The organism is Treponema endosymbiont of Eucomonympha sp., from assembly GCF_001028545.1.
In genome coordinates this window covers 1-5,701 of the sequence record NZ_BBPW01000047.1, presented here as the reverse complement: position 1 = coordinate 5,701, position 5,701 = coordinate 1, and the positions used below count along the sequence as shown (strand labels likewise).

7 protein-coding genes are annotated in these 5,701 nt (G+C 59.1%); 4 read left to right on the top strand and 3 right to left on the bottom strand.

The genetic code is table 11. From position 1 onward, the window contains the following. From AWU74_RS12620 to recO, 4 genes are all read left to right on the top strand, one after another. Positions 1-268 (top strand): hypothetical protein (locus tag AWU74_RS12620; RefSeq protein ID WP_238580153.1); only part of this gene is annotated, 268 nt, incomplete at its 5' end. A gap of 406 nt (positions 269-674) precedes the next feature. Then, a protein-coding gene (locus AWU74_RS10165; protein WP_162504741.1) for an IS5 family transposase occupies positions 675-1,450 on the top strand; the annotation gives its coding sequence in 2 pieces (ribosomal slippage) (positions 675-1,053 and positions 1,053-1,450; 777 coding nt in all). A 180-nt stretch (positions 1,451-1,630) separates the two neighbouring features. Further along, entirely contained in the window at positions 1,631-1,936 is a 306-nt protein-coding gene (locus AWU74_RS03440; RefSeq protein ID WP_062327621.1) for a PCRF domain-containing protein, read from the top strand. A 287-nt stretch (positions 1,937-2,223) separates the two neighbouring features. Then, positions 2,224-2,982 (top strand): DNA repair protein RecO, encoded by a 759-nt coding sequence (gene recO, locus AWU74_RS03435; protein WP_062327617.1) that lies wholly within the window; start codon positions 2,224-2,226, stop codon positions 2,980-2,982. A 24-nt stretch (positions 2,983-3,006) separates the two neighbouring features. On the opposite strand, the gene prfA is transcribed toward recO, so the two are convergent. The 3 genes from prfA to AWU74_RS12615 all read right to left on the bottom strand — a co-directional run. Further along, positions 3,007-4,071: a peptide chain release factor 1 gene (gene prfA, locus AWU74_RS03430; protein WP_062327614.1), complete on the bottom strand. Its 1,065-nt coding sequence runs from the start codon at positions 4,069-4,071 to the stop codon at positions 3,007-3,009. Between the two features lie 180 nt (positions 4,072-4,251). Next, positions 4,252-5,027 (bottom strand): IS5 family transposase gene (locus AWU74_RS10160; protein WP_162504740.1). Its coding sequence is split into 2 segments (ribosomal slippage): positions 4,252-4,649 and positions 4,649-5,027, totalling 777 coding nucleotides; the frame shifts between segments, so codons are not numbered across the junction. A gap of 406 nt (positions 5,028-5,433) precedes the next feature. Then, positions 5,434-5,701: hypothetical protein (locus AWU74_RS12615; protein ID WP_238580153.1), on the bottom strand; the 268-nt coding region annotated here is incomplete at its 5' end.

Sequence of the window (5,701 nt, the reverse complement as noted above, 5' to 3'; positions counted from 1 at the left end):
TGGGTGGAAACTCCAGCGAAGCCCGCTCGGTAGCCGCGGCAGACGCTTACCCGTATTACGGCATTTAGGCTGTCGCCCTTCGGTCAGCCCGCTCGGTAGCCCCGCTGGTGGAAACTCCAGCGAAGCCTTCACGATAGCCGCCTACCCGTACTACTGCTTTATATCGCCTGTCGGTTGGATTGCTCGGCAGGCAACTGGACGGCACCCGTCGCCCTTCGGCATATTGCTCGGTAGCCCCGCTGGTGGAAACTCCAGCAAAGCCCGCTAGGTAACCACAGTAGCCGCGTATCCGTATTACGGCTTTATGATGCCGACCGATACTGCTGCGTGCAGGTGTCGGCTTGCCGCTCTATAAGGCGGCACCTTACAGGGCGGGCATGAGATGCCTGCTAGGTAGTGTGGACTGAAAAGGAGGAGAGAGGTAAAACGGGAGGCATGAATGAAATATTCCACAGTAAGCTACGGAATATTTCATTAAAATCGTCTTCGACGCCCTCAAACACTGGCGGGGCATCGCCACACGCTACGCAAAACTTACCGTTTTCTTCATCTTTGCTATTTATATCAGGTGTTTTTCCTTTACGCCCACCTTCCAGTCCACACTACCTAGGGCGGGCACGAGACACCTGCTAGGTAGTGTGGACTAAAAAGGAAAAAGAGGTAAAATGGGAGGTATGAAAAGAAATGAAGGCATTCACCGGCACGATATAAGCGACGAGGCGTGGGAACGGATAAAAGACCTGCTGCCCGGACAGGCAGGGAAGCACGGGAGAGTGGCGAAAGACAACCGTTTGTTTATCAACGCGGTAGCATGGCAGACGCGCACGGGCGCTCCGTGGAGAGACATGCCGCCAGAATTCGGGAACTGGAACAGCATACACAAGCGGTTTTGTCGCTGGCGGGACAAGGGAATATGGAAAACGCTGGCGGACGCCGCAATAGGCGAGTCTGCCGGGGATATCCGTATGATAGATTCGACGTATATCAAGGCACACGCGGACGCGTGCGGGGCGCGCGGCGGCACTCAGGACATTAGCCGCACAAAAGGGGGCTGAACAGCAAATTACACCTTGTGGTTGACGAGTACGGGATACCGGCAAGCGGCGTTGTGACAAGCGGTACTGTCGCGGATTGTAATCAGGCGCCTCTCCTTATGGAGGATTTGGAGGCGGAAGCGTTCCTTGCGGACAAAGCGTATGACACGAACGAACTGCTCGGCATGCTTAAGGAAGCGGATATAGCAGCCGTCGTCCCTCCGGTTAAAAGCCGGAAAGAGCACAGAGCGTACAATCATGAACTGTATCGGGCGCGGCACGTCATTGAAAACGTCTTCCGTGCCCTCAAGCGCCGGCGCGGAATCGCTACGCGCTACGCAAAGCTCACCGTTTCCTTCATCGCCGCCATTCATGTCAGGTGTTTGTTCCTCTACCTTCCAGTCCACACTACCTAGCCCTTGCGGGGGTCGGCTTACTGAACAGCACAGAGGTAAAGCCTCTGTGCCGTCTCGATGTCGAGTTTTTCAAGAAACTCGAACGTTCCCCGTAGGGGAACGCAGAACTCGGTCCTTCCCCGTGCGTTGCCCGTAGGGGAACGCCGTTGTCCTTTTGCACGCTTTCTGGTATCGTGAGTCATGCTAAAACGGCTCGCAGAACTTTCCCTTCGGTACGACGAACTGAACCGGCGGGCGCAGGACCCGAACCTTGCCAAAGACCCCAAGCAATACAAAGAGGTAATGCGCGAACACGCGCACCTGTCCGCGGCGGCGGACGCGTACCGCGAATACCGGAAGCTCCTGAAAGAGCTCGACGGCGCGCGCGAAGTGGCGAACGCCGAAACCGACCGCGACGCAGGGGACAAAGAAGAACGGGCTGTGGGGCTATTATCCGGGCAGGCGCGACACGTGGGACTGGGAGTAGGGCGGCAAGAATACGCTTGAGGAAGCGGCATGAAAGAACGCCAAGCTGAACCGGATTCTGGCAAAGACGCCGTATGCGAAGCCGAACAATATCCCGCGCGGTTTCCTGTGCCGTCAGAAAAAGCGCGGGAGGTTCTCGTTAGGCTAGAACAGTGTCTCTCGTCCGCCCATACGAGAGCCTCTCGTCCGCCCACACGAGAGCCTCTCGTCCGCCCATACGAGAGGCTCTCGTCCGCCCACACGAGAGCCTCTCGTCCGCCATTAAACAGAGCTTTCGCTAGAGCGGCGCGGTGCAGCGGCATTCATCTTTGAGTGCGCTGGCGCTCGCAAGCCGCGCGGCGTGGGGCGACAACCGCTCCGTAACGTTTCTTTCGGCGGAGCGCGGCGTGTTCGACGCGATGCTGTTCGGCGGGCAAAAGAGCCACCTCCGCGCGCTCGTATCGCCGTGGCACACCGGAACGCTGTGGCTGTACGAAAACGCGCAGGCGGACAGCCTGCGGTCAAGCAAGCGGCACTCCCCGAAGATAAGCGATTTTGACGCGACTCTGTTCCGCACCGGCATAAGGGACAGCCTGTACAAGATATGGGCGGCGTGGCTCGCAAGCGAACTGGCGATATGCACGAACGCTTCGGGCGAATACGGCGCGTGCTGGACGCTCGTCAACGCTTTTCTGGACGGCATAGACGCCGCAAGCGAGGCGGAATCGCGCACGGCGCTGCTGCGCTTTTTGTGGCGGTACCTCGACCTGCTCGGCGTCCGCCCGAACCCCGACCTCTGCGCCCGCTGCGGCGGAGAAATGCCGCCCGGCGGGGCGCGGTACTGCCCGCAGGAAAACGGCTTTGTGTGCGGGACTTGCGGCAGGGAGGACGGCGGGGAAGAAGAGCGCTTCCCGCTTGCGGACGAGAGCCGGGCGTATCTGTCCGCGGTGTCCGCGCTGCCGCCGAAAGATTCCCGCCGCCTCGCCTTGAGCGCGGAAGCGGCGGGGGAACTGAGGCGCTGCCTGTTTTATCTGACCGAGCGCGCGTGCGGCAGAAAGCTCAAGACGCTGGAAGGCGGCATATTATAGGGTGCAGGCGAAACGCGCGGGGAATCAGCCCGCCTTCAACTGTTCCGCTTTTGCCGACACGTTGAGCGCGTCGAGCATCTCGCCGAGCGCGCCCTGCATAAATTGGTCGAGCTTGTACAGCGTCAGGTTGATTCGGTGGTCGGTAACGCGGTTCTGCGGAAAGTTGTAGGTGCGAATCCGCTCCGAGCGGTCGCCTGAGCCGACCATGCTTTTCCGCGCGGCGGAGCGCTCCGCCTGCTTCTTCGATTCCTCCAAGTCAAACAGCCGCGCGCGGAGCACCCGCATTGCCTTCGCCTTGTTCTTTATCTGGCTCTTTTCGTCCTGCTGAATAACCACCAGCCCCGTGGGAAGGTGCGTCAGGCGCACCGCCGAATCGGTGGTGTTGACGCACTGCCCGCCGGGACCGCCCGCCCGCATAACGTCTACGCGCAGGTCTTCCGGCTTGATTTCGATTTCGGTCTCTTCCGCCTCTGGCAGCACCGCGACGGTAACGGCGCTCGTGTGAATGCGCCCCTGCGACTCGGTTTCCGGCACGCGCTGCACGCGGTGCACGCCCGCTTCCCAGCGGAGGCTGCCGTACACGGACTTGCCGCTCACTGAGAACGATATTTCCTTGTAGCCGCCCAGCCCGGTTTCGCTTGCGCCGAGTACCTCGTACTTCCAGCCCTTGAGTTCGGCAAGGCGCGCGTACATGCGGAACAAATCGGCGGCAAACAGCGCCGCTTCGTCGCCCCCCGTGCCCCCGCGGATTTCCATGATTATGTTCTTTTCTTCCAGCGGGTCGGGCGGAGTGAGCAGCGTTTTAAGCCCCTCCTCCATATCCGCCTTCCGCTCTTCGAGCGCCCGGAGTTCTTCCCGCGCCATTTCCCTCATGTCGCGGTCGGTTTCGGCGTTCGCCACTTCGCGCGCGCCGTCGAGCTCTTTCAGGAGCTTCCGGTATTCGCGGTACGCGTCCGCCGCCGCGGACAGGTGCGCGTGTTCGCGCATTACCTCTTTGTATTGCTTGGGGTCTTTGGCAAGGTTCGGGTCCTGCGCCCGCCGGTTCAGTTCGTCGTACCGAAGGGAAAGTTCTGCGAGCCGTTTTAGCATGACTCACGATACCAGAAAGCGTGCAAAAGGACAACGGCGTTCCCCTACGGGCAACGCACGGGGAAGGACCGAGTTCTGCGTTCCCCTACGGGGAACGTTCGAGTTTCTTGAAAAACTCGACATCGAGACGGCACAGAGGCTTTACCTCTGTGCTGTTCAGTAAGCCGACCCCCGCAAGGGCTAGGTAGTGTGGACTGGAAGGTAGAGGAACAAACACCTGACATGAATGGCGGCGATGAAGGAAACGGTGAGCTTTGCGTAGCGCGTAGCGATTCCGCGCCGGCGCTTGAGGGCACGGAAGGCGTTTTCAATGACGTGCCGCGCCCGATACAGTTCATGATTGTACGCTCTGTGCTCTTTCCGGCTTTTAACCGGAGGGACGACGGCTGCTATATCCGCTTCCTTAAGCATGCCGAGCAGTTCGTTCGTGTCATACGCTTTGTCCGCAAGGAACGCTTCCGCCTCCAAATCCTCCATAAGGAGAGGCGCCTGATTACAATCCGCGACAGTACCGCTTGTCACAACGCCGCTTGCCGGTATCCCGTACTCGTCAACCACAAGGTGTAATTTGCTGTTCAGCCCCCTTTTGTGCGGCTAATGTCCTGAGTGCCGCCGCGCGCCCCGCACGCGTCCGCGTGTGCCTTGATATACGTCGAATCTATCATACGGATATCCCCGGCAGACTCGCCTATTGCGGCGTCCGCCAGCGTTTTCCATATTCCCTTGTCCCGCCAGCGACAAAACCGCTTGTGTATGCTGTTCCAGTTCCCGAATTCTGGCGGCATGTCTCTCCACGGAGCGCCCGTGCGCGTCTGCCATGCTACCGCGTTGATAAACAAACGGTTGTCTTTCGCCACTCTCCCGTGCTTCCCTGCCTGTCCGGGCAGCAGGTCTTTTATCCGTTCCCACGCCTCGTCGCTTATATCGTGCCGGTGAATGCCTTCATTTCTTTTCATACCTCCCATTTTACCTCTTTTTCCTTTTTAGTCCACACTACCTAGCAGGTGTCTCGTGCCCGCCCTAGGTAGTGTGGACTGGAAGGTGGGCGTAAAGGAAAAACACCTGATATAAATAGCAAAGATGAAGAAAACGGTAAGTTTTGCGTAGCGTGTGGCGATGCCCCGCCAGTGTTTGAGGGCGTCGAAGACGATTTTAATGAAATATTCCGTAGCTTACTGTGGAATATTTCATTCATGCCTCCCGTTTTACCTCTCTCCTCCTTTTCAGTCCACACTACCTAGCAGGCATCTCATGCCCGCCCTGTAAGGTGCCGCCTTATAGAGCGGCAAGCCGACACCTGCACGCAGCAGTATCGGTCGGCATCATAAAGCCGTAATACGGATACGCGGCTACTGTGGTTACCTAGCGGGCTTTGCTGGAGTTTCCACCAGCGGGGCTACCGAGCAATATGCCGAAGGGCGACGGGTGCCGTCCAGTTGCCTGCCGAGCAATCCAACCGACAGGCGATATAAAGCAGTAGTACGGGTAGGCGGCTATCGTGAAGGCTTCGCTGGAGTTTCCACCAGCGGGGCTACCGAGCGGGCTGACCGAAGGGCGACAGCCTAAATGCCGTAATACGGGTAAGCGTCTGCCGCGGCTACCGAGCGGGCTTCGCTGGAGTTTCCACCCA

Bases quoted from the DNA above. Each gene is read 5' to 3' on its own strand.
- AWU74_RS03440 (WP_062327621.1), top strand. From the start codon at position 1,631: ATGCTAAAACGGCTCGCAGAACTTTCCCTTCGGTACGACGAACTGAAC.
- prfA (WP_062327614.1), bottom strand. From the start codon at position 4,071: ATGCTAAAACGGCTCGCAGAACTTTCCCTTCGGTACGACGAACTGAAC.